The organism is Bdellovibrio sp. HCB288, assembly GCF_047305935.1.
Lineage (GTDB): Bacteria > Bdellovibrionota > Bdellovibrionia > Bdellovibrionales > Bdellovibrionaceae > Bdellovibrio.
Map to the genome: position 1 here is coordinate 2,286,409 of NZ_CP178619.1, position 25,965 is coordinate 2,312,373.

Genomic DNA, 25,965 nt, shown 5'->3' on the forward strand with positions numbered 1-25,965 from the left:
TTCCTAGGGATTTTTCTTGTTGAAGGGAATGGAAACATCGTCTTTTTTCTTTTTAAAGGCAAAATCAGCGCTCTTTATTTTGGGATTCAGATTCCAAGTGTACGTGGCTTCGTATTCGGGGTGGCTGCTGTCGTCAGTGGTGGTAATAACTAACTTGCATGGCAGGGGATTTTTGTCAGTGGATACCCACAGCTGCCAGTCTAATTTCGGCCCCCGGAACGCCAGATGGTCACAAACTTTTCCATTAACTTTGGAGGGTCCCACGAAGGCCGCAACTTCTAAGCTGTTAATGACATCCTGATCCAGGCCAAAGCCAAAAAGATCATCCATTGGTACGTCGACATCGTATTTTTCCTGCCAATTGCGCAGGGTTTCGGAAACACCGCCTTTTTCCTCGATTGATGTGTAGTAGTTTAATGAGGGGGAGTAGATAGTCGCTACTTTGCCATCATAAAAAAACTCACGGAACTTGTCATCCGTCGCAAGCTTTCCATAGAGCTTGTCTTTCCCATCCACAATCAAGCGGCTTTCTCCAAGTATTTTGATTTTCTGCCCGTTTTCCATGACGTGATCGCGACTGAGTTGGGAATCTATTTGATACTTGGAGAGAGATCTTAAGTAGCTTCCCATGTCCTTCATCTTTTCGATGACTATGGGATTTACAAAGGAATCATCTTTACTCTTTGTGGCTTCGGCGGCGTGAGTGGCGCTGGAGATGAATAGACATGCGGCTAGGAATGATTTTTTTAAATACATGGGGGTCTCCTGTCGTAAGACTCTCCGCTTAATCCTAGGGCATTCCGAATTTAAGATTGAGCAGAGAGTTTATGTTTTCTTACGAAAGGGAGTGATCCAGTGTGAGCTGGCATTAGACGTTCTATCTTGCAAAATAAAAAACCACGGATTAGAGCCCGTGGTTTTTTACATCAACATGAGTATGTAAAACTAGTGGAATTTGCAGCCAGAGACTTCTGTGCGTTGCATGCTTTCCAATGAGAAGGACGTGCCCTCCATTGGGTAGACTTCATCTGACATACCATCAGATCCTTGGGTCGCTCTATCGATATGAAGAATGCGAGCTCCAAGTGGAGCACCCAAGTCAAATTTCACTGTGATATAGCGGTAGCTCACAGATACATCCAGAACTGTTGTGTTTTTTACGTAAACGCCATCCTCGGAAGTAACTGGGTCTTTATAAGTTACGATGTCACCCTTGGCGAAAATTTGTGAACTGTCACCGCGGTATACCTGATTGCCTTTGATGGTGATATCAAAGAATGGCTCCGTGAATGTACAATTGATGACTGGACGGCTGCCTACTGCTGGCTCCGCATAGTCTCCTTGGGCGAAGGATGAAATGCCCATTGCCATAACTGCTGTGAAAAGAACTGCCTTTGCTATTTTCATAAGAACTCCATTTTTAAACGTTTAAATTTGTTTGTCTCAACGAAGGCAGTTGTAGCACTGGCTCTTATAAAAACCCTAATTTTGAAGTCGCAAAGTGCGGCAAATTTGCCGCAAGGTCTGTCTGGGTATTTAGCTAAGCCCCCTGATAACTTATCGTGAACAGCAGCCTTGATTGGAGGCCTCTGTAATTTAATCAGGGTCCAATCAATTCCTAAGTGTACGTATTGTTTTGTGCGATGATCCATCTGAATTTTTAGATCGGGGTTTTCGAATGAAACTTATCGCAGTGTTCGTCTTTCTTGCGGTGGCCTCAATGGCCGGTGCAGCTACCACAGCAAGCAATATTAAGCCTTGGCCACGTGCCGAGATGGGCTACTACATCGAACCCGAATTTCCTGCGGAACTGCGTGAGCGTATTCACGCTGCCGTCGCTCAAATCAACGCCGTCCATATTGTAACTTTGACTGAGATCAATGATCAGCAGTTACCTGCCTGGGGGCGCGAGTTTAGCTCTTTTACTTACAAAGCTAATAAATCAGTTTGTTCTTCGGGATACGGTTGGGAATATGAACAGAACAACATGATTAGAATCTCTGACGACTGTACGACGGGGACGATTGTCCACGAGATTTTGCATGCGTTGGGATTCATGCACGAGCAGGTGAATCCTCATCGTACTATGGATTTGATTTTGGATCGTATCCAAGGGTACATCGAAGATCAAAGCTCTAACGCAAATGCTGTTGCTCTGACTGAGTATGACCCAGATTCAATTATGCATTATAGCTCGTTTGCGACGAGCATTTGCAATTACCTGGAGGACTCAAAATGGGAGATGCCGCTGGCGCGTCTGCCAGATCGCTCTTGCCGTGTTGATGGCTGGGAGAAACTTACCGCTGCGAATAACAACGGTAAGGACTGTCATCAGGAGTGCGCGGTGTTTATTACTAAAGAAGGTAAGTACGTAAGCGGTCAGCGAGTTGGTCTTTCGCCCTTGGATATTGAGGGGCTTCGCCAGCTTTATGGGGTGAAGTAGGGGATGCTACGGTTTTTCGATTTTCCCATCAGGATATTTAGCAAACCTTCCCGATAACTTATCGTGAACGGCATCGCTGCGATCCCAGCTCCAACCACCGAATTGGGTTTCATTGTAGTCATTGATGGCATCTATGATCTCTTGCTTGGTATTCATCACGAACGGACCATGTTGCACGACCGGTTCGTTAATGGGTTGCCCTTCCAGATATAGTAAATCCAAATCAGCCTCTGCAGTCACTTGAAGCGCCGTGGAGCCATCAAGGTAGGCTGCGTGGTTGGCTGCAATGCTTTGGCCCTGAATCCGAGCCTTGCCGCCCTGGTAAAGGTAAATAATGCGATTGGTGTTGGTTGCGGCCTTTGGCATTTCAAAGGTTGCGCCTTTTTTTAGATTCACCAGGAAAATGTTCACCTCGTGCTTGGGATCTTTTGCCCACGATGCTTCGGTGGAGGCAAAGTACTCTGTGCTTTTATATTTACCGTGAATGACTGTGACTTCAGTGTTGTCGCCTTGGTATTTAGGAATTTTCTGGGACCACAGCATTTTGAATTCTGGATCGACCATTTTATTTTTCTTAGGCAAGTTCAACCAAATCTGAAAGATCTCCATCGTGTTGCCCTTTTGCTCGTTCAGCAAAGGAAACATCTCGGAGTGTTGGACACCTTTACCGGCAGTCATCCATTGCACATCACCTTCACCAAAACGCCCTGCCGCCCCTAAGGAATCTGCGTGGTCGATAAAGCCCTGGCGGGCGATAGTAATCGTTTCAAAGCCGCGATGAGGATGGACCGGAAAGCCAGGAACATCGGAGCCATGATACATGCGAAAGCCATCTTTGGATTGAAAATCATGGCCAATGTCCCGGCCTTCCAAGTGCGGCAGATCCAAGCCCATGCCAGCATTTCCTTGAGGAAAGTGATCCAAGTGATGTGCGCAGAAAAGAAACGGATCAGCGCCTGGTAAGTGAAGATCAACGGGGACGATCTTTTTAATCATAAGAAGCTCCTGGTTATTATGATAGACGACTCTGGGGTTTAGGCAACTTGGTGTATATGTGCCTGCTGCTCGTCAGGCCATCCGAGCCTTAAAGAGTCCGTATTTAATTTTCGATTTTTAAGGGTTTTAAAACTAAAAAACCACCTTGCGGTGGTTTTAAATGGATGGGGTAGCAGGACTCGAACCTGCGAATGACAGAATCAAAATCTGTTGACTTACCAACTTGTCGATACCCCAACAAGATGAACGGTTGAACCGCTAAACTACGGATTTTGCGTATGGAATGCAATCTATGACGCATTGCGAATAGATAGAAAAAGCCCGCCAATGCAGGGATTGCTGCAAGAGCGGGCAAAACTGTCCTTGGGTTTTGAAGCCGCCTCCGGTTTCAGAGCCTCCACAAATGGTTCCGAAACTTGGCGTGTGAGCAGGGTTCTTCAAACTCCTGTGAGCGCGGTTAGTACTCGTCGCTGCCGTAGTCGCTGCCTGGCGCCTTCTGGCGTTTCAGGTTCACGAGGGTTTCTCCCATGGACTTTAATTCGTTTTCGTAAGCTTCAAAGACCATGTCCTCGATCATCTGGCGCGTCTCCTGGTTTAGGGGATGCGCGATATCGCGGAATTGGCCGTCTTTTCTTTTTTTGGAGGGCATCGCGACGAACAGGCCGCTGGTGCCTTGGATGACCTTCAGGTCGCGGACCACGAAACAACCATCAAGTGTGATGGAGACGTAGGCCTTCAAGCGATCCTCATTGACCGGGAAAACTTTCACTTCGGTGACTTTCATAGAGTCCCTTTCTAGGTGCTGATCTTGTTGCTACCAATGGAGCCATACTATGGTCCTATCTCTATTTCGGACGCTGTTGTAAAAACTGAAGACCTAGGTCGGGGAAAGTTCTAAAATTTCGGGTCTTTGTTCGATTTTGTCTCAGCTTGAAACGCTTTCCCACTTACAAAAAGGCGATCGTTAAGCATCTTCGTCGGGACCCCCGAATCAGGGGGAAATCGGGTGGGGACAAATGGGCGAGTCGGTTCGGGCAACCGGCAAAGAATTCAGATAACTTGCGGTAACGTGACAGACGAAGGGTTCCGTGGGAAGAGTCCGCATCGTTAAAAATACAACTCTCTGTCTGAGGTAATTTATGAAGTCCCTTGTCGCTTCTTTGTTTATCGTGTTTGCAGCTTCTCAAGCTCTGGCTTCGGGGGAGTACATTAGCTGTATGCAAACTCACACAAATGATCCCTTCCTGCCAAATCTGGTAACTTTGTATGTGTCTGAAGCGACCCACACCGTTCGTGCGAAATTCTATATCGAAAACGATCAGCGCGAAGTGATCGCAAACAATATTGCTGAGGACGGGAAAGCTATCCAGTTCGGTCATGTTCGTTTGCTTGAAAATGGCGTACCTAAAGGTGGCCCTATCGGGATTAAGTTATTCCTTGAGAAGTCGGCCTTCTCTCAGCGTGGTGAGCTTACTTGGAAGTACTTTGACGGTTCTCAAGCGACTTACAGCTGCTCTTCCAATTAGTTTTTTCTGACAAGTTGAAAATGAAAAATCCCCGGTGATGAGCCGGGGATTTTTTTTGTTTGAATGGACTCCGGTTAAAGACCTGCAGGGAAATTTTTCAGGTCATAATCGAAGGGAATTGCTTGGGGAAAGCAGCGGGGAGATGCTGGGAGGCTGTCATCAATTGCGGTGTAATAAATAGTTATTTCAAACCTCTTTTCAAAGTTGTAGCAACCTTGCGTTACCACGGACTCACCAAGGCCCGCTTCCATTTCCCTATTGACGGCGAACCACAATGCCCCGCAATCAGTATGACTGTCGTTGAAGTCCATGCCGACGATATTTACGTTAGTTCCATAAAAGGTCAGGGACTGTCTTTGCCAACCACTACCTAAAGAAATAGGGAATTTCATTGCCAATACTTGTTTGCCGGGAATCTCTTTTTGGCCGAAATGCCATTCGCCATCAGGACCATGGACAGGACGAAAAGATCGATCGTTCGGAAGGTACTCGGAGACATCCGCCTTTGCCAAAGACGCTGTTAATGTCATTGCGATCGTTAGAATCAGTTTACTGAGTTTTTTCATTTTCGTTCTCCTGGTTTTCGGACCCTTAAGTTCTTTGTTTTGTTTTCTCATGTTGTGTTCGACACAAATAGGTATCGCCTTATTGGTCTATTTCCTCAATTAACTGATTTAAGGTATAAAAATTTAATACTTTTCAGCAGAATACGGATAGTTTGAACGGGCAGAGGTGTCAAAATAGAAAAACCCGGGAGGTCCCGGGTTCTGATTTTGAATTTGTTTTTTTGGGATTTTAAGCGGCTTTTGAGTTCGTCGCTGCCGACACTTTCTTGTTACCGTGAACCAGCGACTGCAGCTCGGTCACAATTCCATTCAGCGCCTGTGCCTGGGTCGACATTTGCTCCGAAGAGGCAGCAACTTGTTCTGATGAAGCCGCATTGCCTTGAGTGGATTGATCCAGGTGATTCATCGTTCTTGAAATCTGCTCGATGCCTTTGGCCTGCTGAGTGCTGCCGGCTGCGATTTCTTCGTTCAAGGTCGCGACCTTTTTAACTGATGTCAGAATTTCCTTAAATACGACTTCGCTGTTATTGGCAATCGCGGCGCCGTGTTCGCTTTTTGCGACGTTATCTTTGATCAGTGAATTGATGCCTTTTGCAGATTCCGCGCTCTTGTGTGCCAAAGTTCTGACGGCATCAGCAACGACAGCAAAGCCTTTGCCTTGTTCGCCGGCGCGGGCTGCCTCGACAGAAGCATTCAGAGCCAACAAATTCGTTTGAAAAGCAATGTCGTCGATCACGCTGATAATCTCTTCGATCTTTTTGGATCCTTGGGCGATGTCGGTCATGGCCGAGAGCAGGCGCTGGATTTCCTGCGTGCCTTTTTCAGCTGATTCGTGAGAAGTGCGTGAAAGGGTGTTGGCCTCGAGTGCGTGCGAGGTGTTCATCTTAACCATGCTGGACAGCTCTTCGATTGAAGCGACAGTTTCTTCTAATGATGCAGCAGCTTCTGTGGCACTCGTTGACAGGTGTGAACTGGCTGCCGCTAGGTGTGATCCGCCGCTGGCCGTTTCTGAGGCTGCGCCGAAGATGTTGTCGCTGATACGATTCAGTGATTTGGAAAGGGAGTTTGCGACCAGATAGCCCAGCACGCAACCAAAGACGCTTCCAGTGATCATCACCATGATGATAATCATAATGGCCTGATCACGAGTGGTCTCAGCGATTTTGACATTTGTTTCTGCAGTTTTACGATGGAACTCTGAAAGATCAGCAACGGCTTCCGCATAAGCTTGTGCTCGTTTGGGACATTCGTAGAAGAAAATATCCAGCATCTTGGCTTGGTCTTCAGCGCTGTTGGACTTTTGCAGTTTTAGAACCTCAACGCCGGTGTTCTTAAATTCGCCCCAGGCTTTTTCCAGGTGACTGTAAACTTCCTCTTGGCCGGGGACGAAGTCCAACTGTTTGTACAACTCATCCTGCTTTTCGTAGTCAGTGATGGCGGCAAGGACGCCGGCAATACTTTGCTCGACTTGATCCTGTGGCAAGTTTGGTAGTCCCAAGCTTCTGAGGTTGATACGAATTTTTCTGAAGTTCAGATTCATCTGATCCAGGCGATCCATCTTGGGCATGGACTTGGTTGCAATCCAACCGTAATCGCGGCTGACAGAGGTGAGTGAGAGATAGCTGGTCACACCGATGGCGACGCTGACTCCGCACAATGCAAGCGTAAGAAACAGTAACTTTGATTTTAAACTCATGCCACGCATAACAAGAACTCCTCAGGACGGGGGGGCTCAATGGTTATCGGTGGAGGAGTGGGCGACTTAATGTTTTAATGGCAGGATAGGGATTTTGTGTTCGGGGAACGAGAATTATTCGGGATTTATCCTAAAGCCCTTCGCAGTGCAAAGGGCTCTGGGAGGCTTAAGGCGGGGATTAAGGCGTATCGATATTTATGATCATGATGCGATTGTTGCGAGCCACGCGCAAAGTGTTGGTGCCTTTTTTAAGAAGCTTCAACGCATCTTTGGAGTTTGAAACCGATTGTTTATTCACATCCAAAATCACATCGCCAACGGAAAGACCTGCCTTGCTGGCGGCAGAGTTGCGAGCAGTTTCAATGACGATTGGCTGTTTCATGCCTTCAGCCAAACCCCATTCGTTGCGGATTTGTGCTGTTGGATCCACAATCGTGAAACCCAAATTGAACGGAGCTTTGTGGCCCTCGTATTTTTTGCTTTCCACTTTTTGAGGTGCACCATCCTCTGGGCGTTCAGAAACCAGAACGGCAACAGTCATAGGCTTTCTGTCGCGAATAATTTTGAATGAAGCAGTTTTGCCAATCGGAGCATCACTCACCGCATCGACCAGACTCAAAGAGCTGTCCACCGGCTTTTCATTCACGGAAGTCACAATATCATAGACACGAAGACCCGCACGAGCCCCAGGGCCGCGTGGATCAAGCTGCGTGATCACCGCACCAGTTTGTTCGCCCATGCCCAGGTAATCAGCGGCCTCAGGATCCAGATCACCCAGAAGGGCGCCGATATAACCGCGAGCGATGCGGCCTTTGGATTCAAGTTGCGGGATCAATGCTTTCACTTCATCAATCGGAATTGCGAAGCCGATGCCCTGAGCGCGCGCATCGATGGCAGAGTTAACACCAACCACCATGCCTTTGGTGTTCACCAATGGACCGCCAGAGTTTCCTGGATTGATGGAAGCATCAGTTTGAATAAGTGGAATTTTATTGATCTCGGCAATGCCGCGGCCTTTGGAAGACACAATACCTTTGGACATCGAGTGGCCATGACCAAATGGATTTCCGAATGCGGCCACCCATTCACCAACTTCAAGTTCTTTGGAAGATCCCAGAACTGCCACTGTCAGTTTGGTTTTTGGCTTAATTTTGATCAAGGCAATGTCGGTGCGCTCATCGCGGCCCACGACAGTGGCTTCGTAAAGATCTTTGGAGTCTTCGCTAAGTTGAACTTTGATTTGGTCAGCACCCGCGATCACGTGATTGTTGGTTACGATCAAGCCGTCTTCGCGAATGATGAAACCAGTGCCCAGGCCCATCATCTGCGGGCGTTGCTGTTGTTGCGGGGGTTGTTGCATTTTCATGCCATAGAGCTGTTCCAACATATCCAGCATCGGATCACGTCCGCGGGGCATGTTTTTAGGAATGGCTGAGGTCGAAATATTAACGACTGCCGGGTTGATCGCTTTGCTTAGCTCCACAAAAAGATTCGCCGGCAATGTGGCGCCCAGGTTTAGTTTTGGTGGGTCTTTCGGTAAGCTGGTGGTTTGCGCTTGAACGGGAGCCGCCATGGAGGCCGCTAACAGAAGGAATAAGAACTTCTTCATAAAAACACTTCTCCTTACAAATACAAGAGTATCAAATATAACGAAAAACTCCAGCCGGGGCTGGAGTGAAATTTTCTTAAACGGAAACAAATTTTAATTGTAGATCATTAATTAGGTTATCTAAAAACTGCGCCTCGTCAGCCGTGAGATTCCCTTTGGTTTTTTGCTGCAGGACCACCAGTAAATCAATATTGAAGCGCGCCATGTTTTTATCTTTTGCTGTTTGGCCCGTCGATGGATCCGGTGCCAAGCCCATAGCCATCACTGCCGAAGAGGCCAGCGACATGATTAGTACTGAGAGTGAAGCTTCCATTTTATCTTGCATAAAAAACCCTCTTTGAAAGTGAGTTCGATTTAAAAAGTGTCAAGTTAGATTGGATAATATCCCATCAGCTTTTGTAGGCGGGTTTCAATAGGCGGATGGGATTTCAAAAATAAATTTCTTTGTCTAAAGCCCTCGGGATTCACAATAAACAAGTGACTGGTGCAGGCCGGGATTTCCAGGGGCTGTGTTTGTGCCAAACCTTCCAGACGCCACAAAACCTCGCCCAAAGGATGGCGATTATTTAATAATTCAGAGGCCATCAAGTCATTTTCATAAAAAGACTTTTCACCGACCACCACTTTAATTATCAACCAGCCAAACGGGGAAAGCAGGGGCATGAAAAATTGCAATTTATAGGGCAGGAAGGAATCCAGAAACTGCCCCAAACCCACCACGGAGTTTGCCAAAGTGGAGCTGACGCTAAATGCAAAAGTATCTAGGCGGCGAATGTGACAAAGTTGATGGGCGACCACAGCTTCCAATTCCTTCGCACTTAGTTTTTGCAAAAGTCCCAGGGTAAAACCCAAGGAGCCGTTTCTCCACGAATGTCCGACACAGAATGCGTTTGCAGAACTGTGGGGAGTCATAAATACCGCCGGAGTTGGCATGCCCAGCTGACGGGACATGCGTTCGACCATATCCAAAATGCCCCAGGCATCCTGGCCTTTTAAGCGCTGCGCGCCGAGTTTGGAAAGAACGCGGTTTTCACCGTAAAAGAAAACGATGAAGTTTAACAAAAGTGCAAGCAGGAAGCCGACAATCAAACCCAGGCGATCACCAAATTGGTAACCCAATACCAGCAGTGCTAAAGAAGTCGATAGGATGAAAATCCAAACCTTGGTGTTCGTATTTGCCATGCTGTTTTTGTCCCATCGCTAAGAGTGAAATTCAACTTCTTACTAAAGGCTAGGACTGTGACATAACAATTGCAAGTTTTTGCTCCGCCGACGCTATGAGAAATTTAGGTCTGGAGAGAGGCGGTTAAGCTTGCCGCAAGGGAGCTAAGAGAGTGAAATAGAAGGGATATTTCCCAAGGAGGACGGGTGAGCGAAGTTGATATCATGGCGTTAAACGCCGCGATTAAGCAAGAGAGTCAATTCATCGAAAAGATGATGACTGAGATCAACAAGGTTGTGGTCGGACAAAAGGAGATGGTCGAAGGGATCATGATGGGCCTTTTGACGGGCGGCCATATTTTGCTGGAAGGTGTGCCGGGTCTTGCAAAGACTCTGACGATCTCCACAGTTTGTAAATCCATTTCTTTGGATTTCCAGCGTATTCAGTTCACTCCCGATCTTTTACCGACGGACTTGATTGGTACGATGATCTTTAATCCTAAATCAGGCGAGTTTGCTCCGCGCAAAGGACCTGTATTCACCAACATCGTGTTGGCCGACGAGATCAATCGTGCGCCGGCGAAAGTGCAATCTGCTTTGCTTGAAGCCATGGCGGAAAAGCAAGTCACCATCGGCGAAGAGTCCTACAAGCTTGCGAATCCATTCCTGGTGCTGGCAACGCAAAATCCCCTGGAGCAAGAGGGGACTTATCCTCTTCCAGAAGCGCAAATGGACCGCTTCATGTTCAAGATCAACGTGGTGTATCCGCAAAAAGGCGAGGAGCTTGAGATCTTAAACCGCATGGGCACGAATGAAAAGCCGACGGTGAATCCGGTAATCTCCCGCGAAGATCTTTTGCGTGCTTCCGCGCGTGCGGATCAGATCTACGTTGATAATAAAATCAAAAACTACATCGTGGAAATCGTGATGGCTTCCAGAAATCCTGGAGAGTACGGCTTAAGCCGTATCGCGAACCTGATCAATGTGGGTGGCTCACCGCGTGCGACGATCTGCTTGTTCCGTGCCGCCAAAGCTCACGCGTTTATTCGTGGTCGTGGTTATGTGACGGCAGAAGACGTAAAAGCCATTGCTTACCACGTAATGAGACATCGTCTGATTCTGACGTACGAGGCTGAAGCCGAGAACATCAAGTCTGATGACGTGATCAAAGAAATCCTAAGCCAGGTTGAGGTTCCATAGTGGGATTGCCTCCAGAGGTCTTAAAGAAGGTCAAACTCCTGGAGTTGAACACAAGGAAACTTGTGAACAACCTCTTTGCAGGCGAATACCATACCGCCTTCAAGGGGCAGGGTATGACCTTTGCGGACTTCCGTGAGTACGTACCGGGCGATGATATTCGTTCTATTTCCTGGCCGCTGACGGCGCGCACAGGCAAAACCTTTATTAAAACTTTTGAAGAAGAGCGTGAGTTGACCCTGATCATCGCAGTCGATGTCAGTGGTTCCAGTGATTTCGGAACGGGTCCTTATTTTAAGGGCGAAGTGATGACTCACATGGCGGCTCTTTTGGCGTTTTCAGCGGTGAAGAACAACGACCAGGTTGGTTTGTTGCTTTTCAGTGATCAGGTCGAACATTTCGTGCCACCGAAAAAAGGCCGCGGCCATGTGCAGCGCCTTTTGCGTGATCTTTATTACTTTAAACCAAAAAGTCACAACACCAAGCTTGCGAATGGCTTTAGCTTTTTGCAGGGCGCTTTGAAAAAGCGCGCGACTATTTTCCTGTTTAGCGACTTCATGGACGAGGGCTTTGATCAAAGTCTGCGTCTGCTGGGGCGTAAGCATGATGTGGTGGCTTGTGTGGTGAATGATGCGGCCGAGTATTCACTTCCCAGCATGGGTGTGATCGAGGTGCAGGACGCCGAAACCGGTGAAGTGCTGACGGTGGACACCTCCTCAGCAAGTTTCAGAAAAGAATATGAGCAGGCAGTGCAAGTCCGCAAAGAAGCGCGCGACAAACTTCTGCGTAAGTCCCAGGTGGATCGGGTGGATGTAAAATCCAGCAACGATTTCATTGATCCCCTGGTGGCGTTTTTTAAGAAGAGAAAATAATGGCAGCTATCCAGTGTAAGGTTGAAATTCCAGGTATTGGCGGATTGAAGGACGGGGAGCTTACGGTCGGCCGTGAGTTTTTGCTTGTCTGCGACGGTGATTTTCCAAAGGATTTGCAACAGGATAAACTGCAACTGGTATTGGCGCCTGAACAGAAATACTCCATCAAGCTTCAGGGCTTTGAGTTTCGTTCGCCAACACAAGCCGATTTGAAAGTCGTCTCTTACACGGCTGGCAATCCCGTTAAGTTTGATAATCTTCAGTTAACCGATGGCACGCAAACTCTGGATTTGGGTTTGGTGCAGTTTCAACTGGTCAGTGTTTTACCACCACCGCCGCCTCCGGGAAAGCCGGGCGAGCAACCTCCCAAGCAAGAACCCTTCGGTCCCATTGGTCCGTTGAGTATTCCGGTGCCACCTGTGTACTGGATCATTCTTGCTGCGGTTTTGGGAGTGGTGGCTTTGTTCGTGGCAACCAAAGTATTCAGATCCATTCAGCGTCGTAAAATCATTGAGCGCCTTAAGGAGCATGATTCCGCTCTTTCACCGATTGCCGAGTTTCATCAGAAATTCCGTCGTATGCAAAGAGCCAATACAGTTTTCTTTGGTGGCACACCTCAGCCCGAGGACATTCCGACGGCTTTGGATGAAACGCGCCATATGTTAAAGCTTTACATCACTCGCCGTTACAAAATTCCGGCTCTGGAGTGGAGCCCGCGTTTGATTTTGAAAGACCTTAAAAAATATCATCCTAAAGTATATCAGGATACGGGTGTTGAACTGGAGAAACTGGTTAAAGAGTTTCAGCACGCCGTTGAAGATAAAGCCAAGCTGAGTAAGTCCGACGTCTTGAATCTTTCCAAAAGAGCCCGCCTGTTGGTGGAAGATATGGAGAGGTTGTCATGAGCATTCATTCTCCGCTGGCCTATTGGTTGATTCTTCCCCTGATCGCAGTTGTGATCTGGGTTTTGTGGCATAAAAAAACCAAGACACCTACCTTGCAGTTTGGCACCGTGCAAATTTTGAAATCCGTGAAGCCAAGTCTGCGCACACGTTTATTGAACTTGCCGCTGCTGTTAAAAGTCCTGGGAATTGCGCTGGCGATTTTTGCGCTGTCGCGTCCGCAGGAAATGAATACCAAAATCAAAAAGAATGTCGAAGGTATCGACATCGTGATTGCTCTGGATATTTCTGACTCCATGTTGATCGAGGACATGAGACCTTTGAATCGTCTGGAAGCAGCCAAAGAGACTATCAAGCAATTTATCAGCGGCAGAAGCTCGGATCGCATTGGTCTGGTGATTTTTGCGGGTGAATCCTTCACCCTGGTTCCACCCACTTTGGATTATCAATTGATTCTTTCCCGCGTTTCTGAAATCACAACTGCTGCAAGTGCTCGCATCAAAGACGGAACAGCTTTGGGCGTGGCTCTGGCAAATGCGGCCGGCAGGCTTAAGGATTCTCAAGCGAAAAGCCGGGTCGTGATTTTCATGACGGATGGGGAGAATAACTCCGGTACTATTGATCCGGAAACGGGGCTTGAGATCGCCAAAGGTTATGGCATTAAAATCTATTCGATTGGTATCGGAAAAGACGGTCCAACCAGAATTCCAATTTACTCCCGCGACATCTTTGGTCAAAAGGTTAAAACCTATCAGCCGTTTGATTCCACGGTGAATGAAGATCTTTTGGGGCGTATGGCCAGTGAAACCGGTGGTAAGTTCTATCGCGCCTCGAAGGAAGATTCTTTGAAAGGTGTTTTTAAAGACATCGACAGTCTTGAAAAGACCAAAATTGATATTAATAAGTTCACCAACTATACAGAAAAATATCCTCCTTATCTGGTACTGGGAATCATTCTGTATCTGGCAGGATTGCTGTTGGGTCGTACGTGGTTAAGGAGGGTGCCATAATGTTCAGATTTGAAAACATGGCGGCTTTTAACTATCTGTGGATCATTCCAGCCATTATCATTGTGGGTTACTTCTTTGATCGCAGATCCAAGAAGGCCATGGAAAACGCCATTGGCTCAAGACTCTATCCGTTTCTTTCAAGCTCGGTCTCCGCGCAAAAACGCCGTATTAAAACGATTTTGCAGGTGCTGGTGGTATTCTTCTTTGTGCTTGCCTTGGCAAGACCGCAGTTCGGTCAAAGCACCCAGGAAGTTAAAAGCGAAGGTGTCGAGATCATTTTTGCGGTCGACGTTTCAGACAGTATGATGGCTGAAGACGTAAAACCGAATCGTTTGACCCAGGCAAAAACTGAATTGAATCGCCTGGTCGATCAAATGCCGGGAAATAAAATCGGTATCATGGCCTTTGCAGGTTCCGCGGCTTTGTTGTCGCCCTTAACCAATGATCCAAGTGCAGTGAAAATGTACATCGATGCGTTGGATACGAATTCCGTTTCAACTCAAGGTACTAATTTTCAGGATGTTTTAAGCAATGCCAAGGAAGCTTTTGAGCGTGGTGGTGTTTCAACGGATGACACCGTCAAAGTAACTCGCGTGATTGTGATCGCGTCAGACGGTGAGGACCACGAGCAAGGTGCCATAGAGGCTGCGAAAAAACTGGCAGAGGACGGAACGCGCATTTTCACTATCGCTTACGGTACGGAAAAAGGTGGCGCAATTCCTGTGCGTGACGGCATGGGTTTCTTAAAGGGCTATAAAAAGGATCGTCAGGGCCAAACAGTTATTACGACAGTCAAAGGTGATGCACTCAGAGCCTTGGCCGAAGCAGGCAAGGGAAGTTTTTATACCTCCACCGTTGGCGGTGATCAGGTACGACTGTTGATTGAGGACATTGGCAATCTGGAAAAAACACAATTTGATACGACGATGGCAACCCAGTACGAAGAGCGTTTTCAGACGATCCTTCTGATTGGTATATTACTTGCCATGGTGGAACTGTTCATTGGTGAACGTCGTAAGGGCTTCCGCTTCTGGAAAGGCCGTTTTGAGGTGCCCGCAGAATGAAGAAGTTTATTTTAATCTCTTTATTGTTGGGCTTAAGTGGATGTGGTGATCAGCCCCATCTGAAGGCAATCGCGGTAAATCGCGAAGGTAATAAGCTTCTGGAGAAACAGAATTTTCAAGCCGCTAACGATAAATATATTGAAGCCTTAAGGTACAATCCGTTCCTGTCCCGCTTGCACAGCAACCTGGGGCTGACCTTTGAAGGATTGCAGCAGGCAGATAAAGCCCAGCAGTCCTATGCGGAAGCAGGGCGACTGGCTGAATTGAATCGTGACCAGGATATGAAGTTCGTCGCGCGTTTTAATGAGGCACAGCTTTTAGGTAAAGCCAAAAAGGTGGATGAGGCAATCGCGCTTTATCAAAAGGCCTTGGAGATTGTTCCCTCCAGCAATGAAACCAAAACCAATATTGAGTTGCTGATTCAACAGCAGCAAGGTGGCGGTGGCGGTCAGGGCGACAAAAAAGAGGATCAAAAGGATCAAAAAGGTGACCAGCAACAGCAGGGTCAGCAAGGTGATCAAAACCAAGAGCAGGATAAAAAAGACCAGGACGGCAAAGACGGCCAGGAACAAAAGGACAAACAGTACCAGGATTCTCCGAAGTACAAGCCACGTCCTTTTGCAGGCAAAGAGTTGTCTGAGGGTGATGTGAAAAAGATCCTGGGAGAGATTAAGCAGCAGGAAGGAAAAATCCGGTCTGACTATAATCGCAAAGAATCGAAGGAGCAGCCTCGTGACAAAGATTGGTAGTCTTATCATCTTTCTGAGTTTCATTTTGAATGCAGCGGTATCTTTTGCTGCTGGCACTACGGTGAACGCGGTGACCGATCGAAATGAAGTGGGCATGGGAGAGACCTTCACCGTGACCGTTTCTGCGGTGACCTCTGATGATGTGAATATTCAGGATCCGCGTGTTCCCGAGCTGGATGGCTTTGATTTGTTAAATACCTCCACATCCACGGCTGTCGCCCAAAAATTGGTGCCAGGCAAAGGTGGGATGCAGTTTGAAACTCAGCGCCGCAAGGACTACAGCTATACTTTAACTCCGCAACGTCAGGGGACCTTAAGTGTTTCCTCCTTTGAAGTTGTTGTCGGTGGCAAGGTTTTCAGAACTCAGCCGATCGTGATTAAGGTGGGTAACACGGGCAGTACCATTCAAGGTGGCAATCAACGGCAAATGCCTCGTCGTCCCCAGATGCCAGGCATGGATGATCCATTTGACTCCATGGACCGCGCTGAAGAGGAGATGTTCAATCAACTCTTGCAACAACGTCAGCGTCTGATGCAGCAAATGCAGCAGCAGCATGGCGGCGGCATGCCCGATGACCAGTTCGGTGGTGGACCGTCATCCAGCACTATCGACAATCCTGCATTTAGAAGTTTACCGACAAACCCCAACGATGCTTTTTTCATTGGTGTCGAAGTTGATAAAACGGAAGTGTACGAAGGTGAGCAGGTCACTGTGAACTGGTACATCTACACGCGCGGCCAAATGGAAACCCTGGATCGCTTGAAATTTCCGGATCTAAAAGGCTTTTGGAAAGAAATCATTGAAGAAGTCCCAAGCATTCAGTTTTATGAAGTGAATGTTGGCGGGGTGCCGTGGAAGAAAGCGTTGCTGGCCTCCCACGCTTTGTTTCCTATCAAGTCCGGCTCTTCGACGATTGATCCTTACAAAATCAAATCCCGGGTGCGCACTTTGAGTCAGTACGGCATGATGAGCAAGCCCTACGAATACACTAAGAGCTCTGCGAACGTGCCAATCAAAGTAAAGCCTTTGCCGGTTGAAGGGCGACCTTCTGACTTTTCAGGCGCGGTGGGACAGTTTGATGTTCACACCTCGGTTGAGGGATCGAGTTTTCCGGTGAACCAGCCTCTTAGTTTGAAAGTGCGCTTTGAGGGTTCAGGCAATGCAAAGCTGATTGATCTGCCTCCGATGACTTTGCCAGCGGGACTTGAACAGTACGATACAAAATCGGATTCTAAGTTTTTTAAAAATGGTCGTGCTTATAAGGAATTTGAAGTTTTACTGATTCCTCGTCAGGAAGGCGACATGGTTTTCCCAGAGCTGAGTGTCAGCATGTTTGATCCAGCGACGGGCAAGTACTACACCAAAAAGACCGCGCCAATCACTTTGAAAATCGTGAACAATCCCAATGCGCCAGTAGGTTCTTCTCAAAGAATGTCTGGCACTCCGGCGCCAGCAGCTGCGGAAGTTGTTGAAAACAAACTTCCCGATGTGATCATGGCGTGGCAGCCCTCAGCGCAGGCCAGTGTGCTGGCGCGTCCGTGGTTGTGGCTGGTGATTTATGCAGGCGTGTTTGTGACCCTCCTGGTAAAGGCACAACGTGAATTCGGCTGGGGCCGTCGTCGCAGAACTTTAAAAGAGCAAGTCAACAAACGCTATAAGGTCGTCGACCAGGCGGTGGGTAAAGACGACTATCGCAAAGTCGGCGCCGAAATGACGAATATCTTTTATATGGTCATGGGCCAGGTGGCGGGGGAGTCCGGGGCGTCACAAAAAATCGAAGACCTGATGGCACAAATCCCACCAAGTCTGCGTCGCGACCACGGGGACGAGATCACTAAAGCTTTCGAAGTTTTCCAGACGATGTCTTTCGCTCCGGATGAGATGCTGGGAAGTTTAAAAGAAAAATCCACGATGAAGCAAAACATCGAGCGGGCCAAAAAGGTAATCAGTGAGTTGATTTCAGCAAAAGAAGAATAAAAAAAGCCGGATGATGAATCCGGCTTTTTCGTTTTAGTAGTTAATTGCTCTGTTAACGTATGAAGGTGAGAAGTACGTCGTATTTAAAGTCGTGGTCAGCATGTCAACGCCAGCATCAGCAAAGCCCCATTCGCTGCCGACGGATCCACCTGAGCACATCAAAACGCCACCAGTAGTTGTTGCGCACATACCGGTGTATGTCGTCTGAACCTTTGAGAAAGTAGTTCCGCTGGCAACGGCAACGGGCGTATTAAAGGTTAAATGTGATCCGGCTTCGACAAAGGTATACTGATTTGGCACTGTCGCGTAACCCCAACATTTCATAGAGCCATCTGTTTTAATGCCGCAGCCATTCGAACTCGACATCGACACAGAAGTATAGGTTGCACCACCATCAATCACCGTTGGAACATAGACGTAGTTTGTTCCTGTACCGTTTCTTGGGTCACCCCAGCATTTGACTGTATCGGAGGCCGTGATCGCGCAGGTTGCTGAAGCACCTGTGCTCAGTTTTTTAAAGATAGCACCAGAATCCACGGTGAATGGAGTAAGTTGGGTTGAAGTGCCGCCATTACCCACGGAACCAAAGCCATTGGCGCCCCAGCATTTAATTTGGCCGGCCGTGGTGCGCCCACAGGTGTGATAAGCGCCGCGACCGATTTCAGCGTAAGTGACGCCGGCGTCAATAGTTTTAAACGCAGTGACATCGGTAGAAGTGCCGTCGCCAATTTGCCCACCGGAATTACGACCTGAACAGCGAAGCTCGTCGGCTGTGGTGATTGCGCAAATTGTACTGTAAGAAACAGAGACGGCTTTATACGTCGTACCCGGATCAACATTGGTTGGAACATAAGCGGTGCTGCCAACAGCTACGGCGGAGCCGAGCTCGCCGTGGTCATTTTTACCCCAGCATTTTAAGTTGCCGGCGTTATCAATAGCACAATTGTCGCTATCATGTTGAGCAGCCAGAGTCGTGTAAGTTGTTGTTGGATCAATCGCGATAGCTGCCGGATAACGATAGGCACTTCTGGAAGCATTGCCGAATACAGCGGATGCACCCCAACAGAATAATTTTCCTGATTTAAGTCCACAGGATTGTGAAGAAGTCGAGCTGACGTTATTCGTGGCAGGCGTCCAGGAATCCCACTGAGCCAATTCGTAGTTGGTATACCATTTGTTCCAGCTGCCGATTGATGGAGCGTAGCCGGCACCTGCTAAGTTCAGTGATTTCGTACTGTCATTCGTAAAGTTACCCCAGCACTTCAATGCGCCACCAGCGGCCCCTGCAGTGATACCACAGGCGCGCTGACCGGTTACCGCAACACTGGTATAGGTTGTGCCTGCATCAACATTTACTGCAGTTGTACTTTGTGTCAGAGTTCCATTTGCAAGGAGTGCATTTGTATTGCTACCCCAGCATTGCACGGCTCCAGAAGATAGTAGTGCGCAGGTAGTGGTTCTGCCGCCGCCAATGTTTAGGTCGTCGTTCACAGAAACTGACGTGTATGTCGCACCAGAATTTACTGAGACTGGAGTTGTACGATTTGTTGTAGTTCCATCACCAATGGCACCAGTTCCATTATAACCCCAGCATCTTAAAAGTCCTGTGGTTGTAACTCCGCACGCGTGACCAGAGCCGATGGAAACATTGGCAAAATTATAAGACGAATCGACATCAATCGGTGAAGTTGCATTCGTGGTTGTTCCATCTCCAAGTTCGTTAACTGCATTGTGCCCCCAGCAGCGAAGCTTGTCGGAGGAAGTAATCGCACAGGAGGATTTGGCACCTACTGAGACGTATTTGTAATCGTTAGCGGCATCAATTTCAGTCGGAACGTTTAAGTTTCCCGTGCCGCCTTGGCCGAGCGCCCCATACATGCCCTGACCCCAACAGCGAATTTTATTTCCAGTTGTAAGACCGCAACTGTGGTTCTCACCCGAGCTGACGAACGTGTATGTGACACCACTATCAATCAGTTGCGGAGTGTTTATATCAACCCCTGCCGCATTGTTGCCAACTTGTCCGTTTGCATTGCGGCCCCAGCAATAAAGATCGCCGCTCGTCGCTACTGCACAAGTGTGTTCATTGCCGACGCCCACGTCTTTAAAAGAGGTTCCCGGGCTAATGATAATGCCTTCAGACCGGAAAGTTGTGGAGGCATCACCAATTTGGCCGAAAGAATTGAAGCCCCAGCAGCGCAATGAACTGTCACTCATAATGGTGCAGCTGTGCTTGCGACCAATGGATGCTTTCGTAACTGTTAAATTCTTTTCGTCATCGGCTATGAAGAATTGCGCCTGGTAGTTATTTGTAGGGTAAGCCGTCTCTGTGCTTACATTTGAAATGCTAAAGTTAAGTACGCGCTCTCCGGTTGTTAGAGCATTGTCTGGGAAATTGATGGTCACGTTTGCAGAAGTAGATCCGGCTGGAATTGTGACAGTCCCGTCAATAAGGTCATGTTGTGAAGGATAACTTGCATCACCAGATACTCGATAGTTTGCGATGACATCATATACTTTTGTGGCATCCATTGAAATCGTCACGACCTGTGCGCCCGATCCTTCCATGACACGATTCATGCGCGATGATGAAATTGACAGTGTGTTGTAGGAATCTCTGATCCAAGTCGCGCTGGATGCTGCCGAGGCCAGCTGAAAATTACCCGAGGCATCGCCGCCCAATACGCACAATGTAACCGGGCCATTAGGGTGCAAGAATACGGTTGAATTGATAGGGGTTGCAACCGAAATAGCTGACGTGTAGCTTGCCGTCGCGCATGTACCAGTGGAAATAATGTTGTACTTATATTGAGTGATATTAGTGCCGCTCACCGTAACGCTGATGGAGCTTCCTGTGTAAGTTCCCGACGGCGCGCCAGTAAGGATGGCTACTGGAAGTGGTGCATTGATCACTATGGCTTTTTGGCCTGAAAGTGATTCAGCAGATCCGGCTGCAGGCAAAGTGCGGGTTGCTGCATTGAGAAGAGCATCTATCAGTGTGCCGTTAGAAATTGTCGCAGCAGATGTATAGTCCAAGTCCGCTGAGCTATCTCCCACGACGACAGTATAAGTAAAATTAAGGGTCGTCGTGCCAGCACCGCTGGTATAAGTCGCATAACGGGTGGCTCCACCAACCTCCATTGCGATACGAGGAGATCCGGTTACATTGACGTTCTCATTGAAAGTAACGCTAATGTTGATTGGGGAATTCACACCATAGGTGCCATCGGCCGTCGAAGAAGCAATGGATTGTGGGATCGGTCCCACGCTATCTCTGGTCCAAGTAGTTTCGGCGGTTGCCGCAGAATAGTTTCCGTTTGCATCACGTCCAAGGACACAAACTTTGTAAAGACCCTGCTCTGTCAAACTACCTGTGATTTTTGTCGCGATAGCGATGTCTGAGCCCGTATAGGCTGCAGTGTTTGTACAAAGTTCTGATCCGCTAGGTGGCACAATAAAATAGCGATAGTGTGTAACACTTGTGCCGCCCACAGTGATATTCATAGAAGCTGCCGTATTTGTACCGGTTGGGGCACCCGAGATTGTTGCTGTGCCTGGTGCGACTGTATCCTTATAAAAGTTACGAGTCGGGGAGTGGCTGTTTCCATTCAGTGCCGTCAGTCTGGCAAAGATCGAAAAAGGCGGGCTGGAAGTATCAGCCAATCCAGAGAGATTTAAATTTGCGCTCCAGGTGCCAGAGTTACAAGTGGTGGAGGTGGCGATGCCCTGGTCGACAGCACCCAAGTAAACCATAAAGTCGACAGTGCGACCGTTCAAGTTACAGGTGCCGGAAACCGTGAATGAGGAGGCGTTGTTGGAATTGATATATGAAAGATTGGTCGGGGATGACCATGCCAGAGTCGGATTCGAACCATCATGCGTGATTGAATCCGATACGCAGTTTGATTCATTGCCAGCGACATCGCGGGTTTTGAAGTAAGCAGTGTTTAAACTGTCGGCCGTAGTCAGTGTCCAAATTTGTGCCGTCGCATAGGTTTCCCAAGTGCCTCCGGTTAAACACAAGGCATTGTTGGTGATATACATGTCGCTCGCACCTGTGGCTGCGATCGTCACCAGATTCGTCAAGTTGCCCGTATACAGATCATCATTCTTAATCACGAAGGTTTGAATAGTAGGGGCTACAGTGTCTTTTGTATAACTTTGTGAAGCAGGGGTTGCATCCACCCCAGCGGAGCGGCTGTGATTTGCAGTGAACGAAATGGAGGCGTCACTCAAAGACGATACGTCAATGGTTTTACTCCAGGCACCGCCGGAGCAGGTTGCGGACTGGGCACTAAGCCCCGTGATCGTCAAATTCACGGCGTTGCCATTTTCAGAGCACGCGCCGGAAATGGTAAAGGCTGTCGCGTTGCCAAGGTTAATGTAACTTCCCGACGCCGGAGAGGCAATTGTCACAGTCGGAACAGCCGAAGAGTGATCAATGGAATCTGCATAGCAAGTCGATTCGTTGCCAGCTAAATCCCTAAATTTTGTATAGACCGTATTAGTGGCGTTTGCTGTCGGAAGAGTCCACGATTTTGAGCCGGCAAAGGTTTCCCAAACTCCACCGCTCGCGCAGCCTGAAGTGTTGGTGATGTACATCTCACCACCTGAATCTGAAGTGGTCAGTGTTAGGTTTGCAGAAAGACTTGTGGTGCCAACATTACCGTTATTGATTGAGATGGTACCTGTCGGTAAGCCCGTGTCCTTAATGTAAGTCGGCGAAGTGCCGGAGCCACTGTTGCCTGCAACATCTGATATCGCGGCATCCAGTTGGAAGCTCCCTTGCGCAAGGGAAGTAAGATTTAGAATAGCAGAAAACGCAGAGCCGGAACATGTTGCTGTCGACGTAAAGCTGCTTGGTCCGGTGATCGTGATTGAACGACCGTTCTCAGAGCAAGAACCGCTAATGGTAAAGGCCGCAACATTGGCGCTATTAACATAGAAACTTGCAATAGGTGAGGTGATAGAAACCGTGGGATTGATGTTGTCATGAAGAATGTCGTCGCTTACGCAGGCCGTTTCGTTTCCATGGCTTTCTCTGAATTTAACGTACACCGTATTGCTGGAGTTTGCAGAGGGCAGAGTCCAGGCTTTGGTTGTGGCAAAGGCTTCCCAAGCTCCACCAGATGCACAGGTTGCCGAGTTGGTGACATACATTTCAGTTGCGTCTGTGACATTGAAATTCAAAGTCGCTGAAAGGGAAGTTGTCGCTGCGGCACCAGCGTTAAGGGCTACAGAAGTAATAGTCGGAACACTGACGTAGCGAGTGGTGATTACAAATTTAGAGCGGGTGTTGGAGTAAGAGTCAGCATGTGTCGCTGACAACGTGATGGTATTGCCTGTTAAGCCAGTGACATCCAGAGTTCTGCTAAAGTTGCCCCCCGAACATGTGGCCGTGGTGTTGATGGAGCCAATGGCAATCGCAACAGAGGCACCATTTTCTGAACATGTTCCGCTAACTGTATAAGCGGTCTGATTCGCGGCTGTTATACCGGTCGCAGATGGAATATCCACTGTTGGAGGGACGGTGTCCTTGTCGATGACGACAGTATAAGCTTTCGGTGTGCCGCCACCTGATGGAGTGACTGTGAATGTAACGTCGCCAGCGTAAATGCCACTAACCGCACTAAGATCTATGCCACGAGTCCATGTACCAGTTGTTGCGCAAGTGAAAGTCAGAATGTTTGCTACTGAAGGGGCCGACACGGTCACTGAAGCGCCCTGACTGCAGCGACCAAAGAAAGGAACTGAAGCAACGTTAGCTTCATTAACCAAGCCACCAGCCACAGTCGTGTTTACTGCAAAGGAATCCTGATAAATAACCGGAGAAGAGCAGCTTGAAGGAGTGACCTTACCAGTGATATCCATTGAATAGACACGGAATGTGTACTGTTGGCCTTCATCTTTAAGGAAGGAGGCTGTGTTTTCGCCTGTGTCGGCGCCAAGCTGAATGGAGGGCAGGATAGGGTCTTCGCAGCTCGCGCCTTTATAATAGAGCAGTTCTTGTTGTACGATTTTTTCGCTGGTAGGAGCGGCCCATTGAGCTTGCAGGTCACCGGATGAATTTAGGGCTTGTTGATCCCAGGCCAAGGATGAGGCTGAATTAGTTGAAAGCTCTTCCAACGAAAGATCTATGGAGCAACCCACGAGAAGTGCAGGGGCCAAACTCAATGCGAGCTTTAGGATACAGTTGTTCAAATACGTTCGGGTATGTTCCATGAATAACTATTCGGTGTTACCAGAATATTTATTAGATTTCGAATGGGTTAACTAATTGAAGTCAGGTCAAAGTTTCACAATTGTAACCGCGAAGGTAAAAAGTCGTGTTTCAAGTTGATACACTCAGCGGAGTTATTTTGTGTTTATTTATTTTTTCACAAACGGCAGTCGTTCAGTCATCTGATAGCGAGTTTGTGGAGTCTTGCCATCAAGCTCACTGCTGGCAGTGCCCATGAACATCAAAAGGGGAGTCTGCGCTTTTATCTGATAAGTGGAATAAAGAATCTCGCCCTCATCCGGATTTTTGTATTCATCACAAACAAGCCCGGTGACCACTTTTGGAGTGCCGGTTTTCCAATCCTCAAAACCGCACCAGTTGATCAGATTCAGAGCTTCGGTGACGCCATCAGTGAGGCTGGTGTAGGAAGTCTCCACGGTTGTCATATCGATAAAACGATCCACGGCCTTCACTTTATAGTTCACCTGATAAGTCAAATAAGCCTTCGTGCACTTTTCATCTTCATAGGCCACATGGGAATACTTCCAGGCAGCACCTTGAACCGACAGAGTCGAAATCAAAGAATCATCCCCCATCAAGTAACAGCCCTTCACGTACTCACCATCAACATTACTATGAGCCTGAGGAGCCGCGAACAAAATCTGAGTCAAAAAAAGCGCAATCTTCACCATCCCCAAACCCTAACAGGCGCCTGCCGGTTTTTTGATACGCGCCGCCCCACCGCCCCCAAATCTGCCAAAAGGTGGCTGCCACTTTTTGGCTGGTTTTCAGTGAGCTTTCGTTTCCGCGTTTAAACCGAGTTCGCTTGAATTGGAATTTAGTGGCATGTAGGGTCCGCCCATTAAAAAGGAGTCCGATATGCGTATTTTCGCGATGGTTATGACGATGGTTCTTTCTTCCGCAGCTTTTGCTGGCACAAACATGTGCGCAACTTACAAATCTGAGCGCATGTTGAATGCGATCAACACCGTGGCCGCTCGTGAAGAGATGAGCTTCGATGAATTGTGTAACTTTGCGAAACTTTTGGGAGTTGAAGCAATGCCTTCGCAAATCGTAAACGTAAAGGGCGAAGTAATTCCTTACACACGCGTGCAATTGCATATGTCTGAAACTAGCTGCCTGTACATGGTTCGTGACGCTGATCAAGTGATCACAGAGGCCCGCTGCTACTCCGCTTGGTAGTCGTTTAGAATTTGGCGAACGAGCTTCGGTACTTCGACCGAAGCAGCGCCAATCAAGTGCTCATCAAACGCGCGGGAGATTTCGGTGTCTTTGACGTTGATTTCAATCTTGCGCGCCTTCCAGGCCAGTTGCACAAAGCCGGCAGCCGGGTAGACGTTGCCGCTGGTACCGATCGAGATGAAGTAATCCGCGCGCTCCAGGGCAAAATAAATCTCCTCCATGTGGTGAGGCATCTCCCCGAACCAAACGATATCGGGTCTCAATGCGCCCTTGATCCCACACTGAGGGCAACTCTCATTTACTTCTAAATCTTCATTCCAGACGATCACTTCTTCGCAAGACAGGCAGCGAACTTGGTCCAAACGCCCATGCATGTGCAGTAGATTTTGCGAGCCGGCCTTTCGATGCAGATTGTCGACATTCTGGGTGATCAGCAGGAAGGAACCCTCCCACTGACGCTCTAACTCTGCCAAAGCGAAATGAGCGGTATTAGGCTGCACATTTGGGTCTTTCAATTGAGATCGTCTCGCATTATAGAACCGTTGAACCAACTCTGGATTTCGATGAAATGCCTCGGGAGTCGCCACGTCCTCGATGCGATGATCCTCCCACAAACCGTTCTGATCTCTGAAGGTGCGAATTCCAGACTCCGCGGAAATGCCCGCTCCTGTTAGAATAACGATGTTTTTAAAGAGGTGAGAGTTCAAATTTATGCCTCGTGACAAGGTGTTCAACTCGTTGAGCTTTCAACTGATTTTCATTAGGATGTGGCG

Annotated in this window: 22 protein-coding genes and 1 tRNA gene; 10 read left to right on the forward strand and 13 right to left on the reverse strand. The window is 48.2% G+C overall.

Features of this window, described 5'->3' with window-relative positions; all coding sequences use genetic code 11:
- Window positions 1–3 precede the first annotated feature (3 nt).
- Complete coding sequence (locus ACLVWR_RS11145; RefSeq protein WP_413580729.1) at window positions 4–756, reverse strand: DUF2092 domain-containing protein; 753 nt, start codon at window positions 754–756, stop codon at window positions 4–6.
- A 189-nt stretch (window positions 757–945) separates the two neighbouring features.
- Window positions 946–1,407, reverse strand: a complete 462-nt coding sequence (locus tag ACLVWR_RS11150; RefSeq protein ID WP_413580730.1) for a hypothetical protein — start codon at window positions 1,405–1,407, stop codon at window positions 946–948.
- Between the two features lie 271 nt (window positions 1,408–1,678).
- Between ACLVWR_RS11150 and ACLVWR_RS11155 the strand changes: the two genes are divergently transcribed.
- Complete coding sequence (locus tag ACLVWR_RS11155; protein ID WP_413580731.1) at window positions 1,679–2,443, forward strand: M12 family metallopeptidase; 765 nt, start codon at window positions 1,679–1,681, stop codon at window positions 2,441–2,443.
- A gap of 6 nt (window positions 2,444–2,449) precedes the next feature.
- Here the strand turns inward: ACLVWR_RS11155 and ACLVWR_RS11160 are convergent, their stop codons facing one another.
- From ACLVWR_RS11160 to spoVG, 3 genes are all read right to left on the reverse strand, one after another.
- Complete coding sequence (locus tag ACLVWR_RS11160) at window positions 2,450–3,439, reverse strand: pirin family protein (protein ID WP_413580732.1); 990 nt, start codon at window positions 3,437–3,439, stop codon at window positions 2,450–2,452.
- Window positions 3,440–3,600: 161 nt separating this feature from the next.
- Window positions 3,601–3,676: transfer RNA gene (locus ACLVWR_RS11165), tRNA-Gln, on the reverse strand.
- 220 nt (window positions 3,677–3,896) lie between these two features.
- Window positions 3,897–4,223 carry a septation regulator SpoVG gene (gene spoVG / locus ACLVWR_RS11170; protein ID WP_340599239.1) on the reverse strand — a complete coding sequence of 109 codons (327 nt, stop codon included), beginning with the start codon at window positions 4,221–4,223 and terminating at the stop codon, window positions 3,897–3,899.
- Between the two features lie 355 nt (window positions 4,224–4,578).
- On the opposite strand from spoVG, the gene ACLVWR_RS11175 reads away from it, so the two are divergent.
- Complete coding sequence (locus tag ACLVWR_RS11175) at window positions 4,579–4,965, forward strand: hypothetical protein (RefSeq protein WP_413580733.1); 387 nt, start codon at window positions 4,579–4,581, stop codon at window positions 4,963–4,965.
- 74 nt (window positions 4,966–5,039) lie between these two features.
- On the opposite strand, the gene ACLVWR_RS11180 is transcribed toward ACLVWR_RS11175, so the two are convergent.
- The 5 genes from ACLVWR_RS11180 to ACLVWR_RS11200 form a co-directional block, all read right to left on the reverse strand.
- Window positions 5,040–5,531 carry a hypothetical protein gene (locus ACLVWR_RS11180; protein WP_413580734.1) on the reverse strand — a complete coding sequence of 164 codons (492 nt, stop codon included), beginning with the start codon at window positions 5,529–5,531 and terminating at the stop codon, window positions 5,040–5,042.
- A 229-nt stretch (window positions 5,532–5,760) separates the two neighbouring features.
- Window positions 5,761–7,236 carry a methyl-accepting chemotaxis protein gene (locus ACLVWR_RS11185; RefSeq protein ID WP_413580735.1) on the reverse strand — a complete coding sequence of 492 codons (1,476 nt, stop codon included), beginning with the start codon at window positions 7,234–7,236 and terminating at the stop codon, window positions 5,761–5,763.
- Window positions 7,237–7,405: 169 nt separating this feature from the next.
- Window positions 7,406–8,836 (reverse strand): trypsin-like peptidase domain-containing protein, encoded by a 1,431-nt coding sequence (locus tag ACLVWR_RS11190; RefSeq protein WP_413580736.1) that lies wholly within the window; start codon window positions 8,834–8,836, stop codon window positions 7,406–7,408.
- A gap of 76 nt (window positions 8,837–8,912) precedes the next feature.
- Window positions 8,913–9,161, reverse strand: a complete 249-nt coding sequence (locus tag ACLVWR_RS11195; protein ID WP_413580737.1) for a DUF1844 domain-containing protein — start codon at window positions 9,159–9,161, stop codon at window positions 8,913–8,915.
- Between the two features lie 44 nt (window positions 9,162–9,205).
- Entirely contained in the window at window positions 9,206–10,018 is an 813-nt protein-coding gene (locus tag ACLVWR_RS11200) for a M48 family metalloprotease (protein ID WP_413580738.1), read from the reverse strand.
- 204 nt (window positions 10,019–10,222) lie between these two features.
- Between ACLVWR_RS11200 and ACLVWR_RS11205 the strand changes: the two genes are divergently transcribed.
- The 7 genes from ACLVWR_RS11205 (at window position 10,223) to ACLVWR_RS11235 (ending at window position 17,769) form a co-directional block, all read left to right on the forward strand.
- Complete coding sequence (locus tag ACLVWR_RS11205) at window positions 10,223–11,197, forward strand: AAA family ATPase (protein ID WP_413583496.1); 975 nt, start codon at window positions 10,223–10,225, stop codon at window positions 11,195–11,197.
- Window positions 11,198–11,259: 62 nt separating this feature from the next.
- Window positions 11,260–12,066 (forward strand): DUF58 domain-containing protein, encoded by an 807-nt coding sequence (locus ACLVWR_RS11210; RefSeq protein ID WP_340599247.1) that lies wholly within the window; start codon window positions 11,260–11,262, stop codon window positions 12,064–12,066.
- Complete coding sequence (locus ACLVWR_RS11215; RefSeq protein ID WP_413580739.1) at window positions 12,066–12,971, forward strand: hypothetical protein; 906 nt, start codon at window positions 12,066–12,068, stop codon at window positions 12,969–12,971. Before ACLVWR_RS11210 ends, ACLVWR_RS11215 begins: the two co-directional genes overlap by 1 nt.
- Window positions 12,968–13,978, forward strand: a complete 1,011-nt coding sequence (locus tag ACLVWR_RS11220) for a vWA domain-containing protein (protein ID WP_413580740.1) — start codon at window positions 12,968–12,970, stop codon at window positions 13,976–13,978. The genes ACLVWR_RS11215 and ACLVWR_RS11220 overlap by 4 nt, the downstream gene beginning before the upstream one ends.
- Window positions 13,978–15,042 (forward strand): vWA domain-containing protein, encoded by a 1,065-nt coding sequence (locus ACLVWR_RS11225; RefSeq protein ID WP_413580741.1) that lies wholly within the window; start codon window positions 13,978–13,980, stop codon window positions 15,040–15,042. The genes ACLVWR_RS11220 and ACLVWR_RS11225 overlap by 1 nt, the downstream gene beginning before the upstream one ends.
- Window positions 15,039–15,791 carry a hypothetical protein gene (locus ACLVWR_RS11230; RefSeq protein WP_413580742.1) on the forward strand — a complete coding sequence of 251 codons (753 nt, stop codon included), beginning with the start codon at window positions 15,039–15,041 and terminating at the stop codon, window positions 15,789–15,791. The genes ACLVWR_RS11225 and ACLVWR_RS11230 overlap by 4 nt, the downstream gene beginning before the upstream one ends.
- The gene (locus ACLVWR_RS11235; RefSeq protein ID WP_413580743.1) at window positions 15,775–17,769 is read left to right on the forward strand and encodes a BatD family protein; all 1,995 of its coding nucleotides are present in this window, start codon (window positions 15,775–15,777) and stop codon (window positions 17,767–17,769) included. Before ACLVWR_RS11230 ends, ACLVWR_RS11235 begins: the two co-directional genes overlap by 17 nt.
- 33 nt (window positions 17,770–17,802) lie before the next feature.
- On the opposite strand, the gene ACLVWR_RS11240 is transcribed toward ACLVWR_RS11235, so the two are convergent.
- A complete protein-coding gene (locus tag ACLVWR_RS11240; RefSeq protein ID WP_413580744.1) occupies window positions 17,803–23,991 on the reverse strand; it encodes a hypothetical protein in 6,189 nt (2,062 codons plus the stop codon).
- Between the two features lie 147 nt (window positions 23,992–24,138).
- A complete protein-coding gene (locus tag ACLVWR_RS11245; protein ID WP_413580745.1) occupies window positions 24,139–24,681 on the reverse strand; it encodes a hypothetical protein in 543 nt (180 codons plus the stop codon).
- A gap of 187 nt (window positions 24,682–24,868) precedes the next feature.
- Between ACLVWR_RS11245 and ACLVWR_RS11250 the strand changes: the two genes are divergently transcribed.
- Complete coding sequence (locus ACLVWR_RS11250) at window positions 24,869–25,192, forward strand: hypothetical protein (protein WP_413580747.1); 324 nt, start codon at window positions 24,869–24,871, stop codon at window positions 25,190–25,192.
- On the opposite strand, the gene cobB is transcribed toward ACLVWR_RS11250, so the two are convergent.
- On the reverse strand, window positions 25,177–25,899 hold the full coding sequence (cobB, locus tag ACLVWR_RS11255) for a Sir2 family NAD+-dependent deacetylase (RefSeq protein WP_413580748.1): 723 nt from the start codon (window positions 25,897–25,899) through the stop codon (window positions 25,177–25,179). The genes ACLVWR_RS11250 and cobB overlap by 16 nt on opposite strands.
- Window positions 25,900–25,965: the final 66 nt, after the last annotated feature.

Excerpts from the sequence above, each read along its gene's own strand:
- ACLVWR_RS11230 (WP_413580742.1), top strand. The coding sequence starts at position 15,039 with ATGAAGAAGTTTATTTTAATCTCTTTATTGTTGGGCTTAAGTGGATGT.
- ACLVWR_RS11240 (WP_413580744.1), bottom strand. The coding sequence starts at position 23,991 with ATGGAACATACCCGAACGTATTTGAACAACTGTATCCTAAAGCTCGCA.
- ACLVWR_RS11150 (WP_413580730.1), bottom strand. The coding sequence starts at position 1,407 with ATGAAAATAGCAAAGGCAGTTCTTTTCACAGCAGTTATGGCAATGGGC.
- ACLVWR_RS11155 (WP_413580731.1), top strand. The coding sequence starts at position 1,679 with ATGAAACTTATCGCAGTGTTCGTCTTTCTTGCGGTGGCCTCAATGGCC.
- ACLVWR_RS11245 (WP_413580745.1), bottom strand. The coding sequence starts at position 24,681 with ATGGTGAAGATTGCGCTTTTTTTGACTCAGATTTTGTTCGCGGCTCCT.
- ACLVWR_RS11145 (WP_413580729.1), bottom strand. The coding sequence starts at position 756 with ATGTATTTAAAAAAATCATTCCTAGCCGCATGTCTATTCATCTCCAGC.
- ACLVWR_RS11215 (WP_413580739.1), top strand. The coding sequence starts at position 12,066 with ATGGCAGCTATCCAGTGTAAGGTTGAAATTCCAGGTATTGGCGGATTG.
- ACLVWR_RS11195 (WP_413580737.1), bottom strand. The coding sequence starts at position 9,161 with ATGCAAGATAAAATGGAAGCTTCACTCTCAGTACTAATCATGTCGCTG.
- ACLVWR_RS11175 (WP_413580733.1), top strand. The coding sequence starts at position 4,579 with ATGAAGTCCCTTGTCGCTTCTTTGTTTATCGTGTTTGCAGCTTCTCAA.
- ACLVWR_RS11250 (WP_413580747.1), top strand. The coding sequence starts at position 24,869 with ATGCGTATTTTCGCGATGGTTATGACGATGGTTCTTTCTTCCGCAGCT.
- ACLVWR_RS11160 (WP_413580732.1), bottom strand. The coding sequence starts at position 3,439 with ATGATTAAAAAGATCGTCCCCGTTGATCTTCACTTACCAGGCGCTGAT.
- spoVG (WP_340599239.1), bottom strand. The coding sequence starts at position 4,223 with ATGAAAGTCACCGAAGTGAAAGTTTTCCCGGTCAATGAGGATCGCTTG.
- ACLVWR_RS11180 (WP_413580734.1), bottom strand. The coding sequence starts at position 5,531 with ATGAAAAAACTCAGTAAACTGATTCTAACGATCGCAATGACATTAACA.
- ACLVWR_RS11190 (WP_413580736.1), bottom strand. The coding sequence starts at position 8,836 with ATGAAGAAGTTCTTATTCCTTCTGTTAGCGGCCTCCATGGCGGCTCCC.
- ACLVWR_RS11220 (WP_413580740.1), top strand. The coding sequence starts at position 12,968 with ATGAGCATTCATTCTCCGCTGGCCTATTGGTTGATTCTTCCCCTGATC.
- ACLVWR_RS11185 (WP_413580735.1), bottom strand. The coding sequence starts at position 7,236 with ATGCGTGGCATGAGTTTAAAATCAAAGTTACTGTTTCTTACGCTTGCA.
- ACLVWR_RS11225 (WP_413580741.1), top strand. The coding sequence starts at position 13,978 with ATGTTCAGATTTGAAAACATGGCGGCTTTTAACTATCTGTGGATCATT.
- ACLVWR_RS11200 (WP_413580738.1), bottom strand. The coding sequence starts at position 10,018 with ATGGCAAATACGAACACCAAGGTTTGGATTTTCATCCTATCGACTTCT.
- ACLVWR_RS11205 (WP_413583496.1), top strand. The coding sequence starts at position 10,223 with ATGGCGTTAAACGCCGCGATTAAGCAAGAGAGTCAATTCATCGAAAAG.